This is a genomic window from Actinoplanes siamensis, from assembly GCF_016862395.1.
GTDB classification, from domain to species: Bacteria; Actinomycetota; Actinomycetes; order Mycobacteriales; family Micromonosporaceae; genus Actinoplanes; species Actinoplanes siamensis.
The window spans coordinates 1-1,254 of record NZ_BOMW01000140.1 but is presented as its reverse complement, the minus strand read 5'-3'; the positions used below and the strand labels follow the sequence as shown (position 1 = coordinate 1,254).

At 67.1% G+C, this 1,254-nt stretch carries 1 protein-coding gene; it reads left to right on the top strand.

Annotation, left to right across the window (positions count from 1 at the left end):
- Positions 1-68: 68 nt before the first annotated feature.
- On the top strand, positions 69-1,254 hold a 1,186-nt coding region (locus tag Asi03nite_RS37450), incomplete at its 3' end, for an acyltransferase domain-containing protein (RefSeq protein ID WP_203685249.1).

Here is a 1,254-nt window from a genome sequence, read left to right as displayed (position 1 = left end):
TGCGGGAGTTGGCGGGTCCGGTGCCGTGGGTGGTGTCGGGTAGGTCGCAGGCTGCTGTGTCGGGGCAGGTGGAGCGGCTGGTGGGGTTTGTGGAGGCGCGGCCTGAGCTGGATGTTGTGGCGGTGGGTCGGTCGTTGGCGGTGTCGCGTGCTCGTTTCGGTCATCGTGCGGTGGTGGTGGGGGAGACCCGTGAGCAGTTGTTGGGTGCTCTGCGGGCGGTGCGGCCGGGTGGGGCGGTTGCGGCGGGTTCGGTGGCGTTCCTGTTTTCCGGGCAGGGTAGTCAGCGTGTGGGTATGGGCCGGGAGTTGTATGCGGCGGAGCCGGTGTTCGCTGCCGCGTTCGACGAGGTCGTGGGGGCGTTGGATGTTCATCTGGATCGTTCGCTGGTCGAGGTGATCGAGGGTGAGCCGGAGTTGCTCGGGCGGACGGTGTTCACGCAGCCGGCGTTGTTCGCGGTGGAGGTGGCGCTGTTTCGTCTGCTGATTCATTACGGGGTGGTCCCGGATTATCTGGTGGGTCATTCGGTGGGTGAGTTGGCGGCGGCGCATGTGTCGGGGGTGTTGTCGCTCGGTGATGCTGCTCGTTTGGTGTGTGCGCGGGCGCGTTTGATGGAGGGTGTGGCGCGGGGCGGGGCGATGGTTGCCCTCAATGCCGGTGAAGCGCGTGTGGCGGGGTGGCTCGAGGGTCGTTCGGGTGTGGATGTGGCCGGGTTCAACAGTCCGGTGAGCACGGTGATCTCGGGTGACGAGGTGGCGGTGCTGGAGGTTCTGGAGTTGGCTCGTGGGGAGGGTGTGCAGGCGGCTCGGTTGAAGGTGAGTCACGCTTTCCATTCGGCGCATCTGGATGCGATGTTGGCGGAGTTGACCGAGGTTGCGCGGGGGTTGACGTATTCGGCTCCGCGGATTCCGGTGGTGTCGAATGTCACCGGTGAGGTGGTGGAGGAGTTCACCGCCGAGTATTGGGCGGTGCAGGCGCGGTCGGCGGTCCGTTTCGCTGATGGCATTGCGACGTTGGCCGGGCGGGGTGTCACGGCGTTCGTGGAGTTGGGTCCGGACGCCACGTTGGCGGGCCTGGCGGGTGAGTGCCTGGCCGGTGTCGAGGGTGTCGTGGTGGTTCCGGTGCTGCGTCGCGGGCGTCCGGAGAAGCGTTGCCTGCTCACCGCTTTGGGTGCTGTGCATGTGCACGGTGTCGACGTGGACTGGGCGGGGTTGCTGCCCGGTTCCGGCCTGGTGGACCTGCCCACGTACGCCTTCC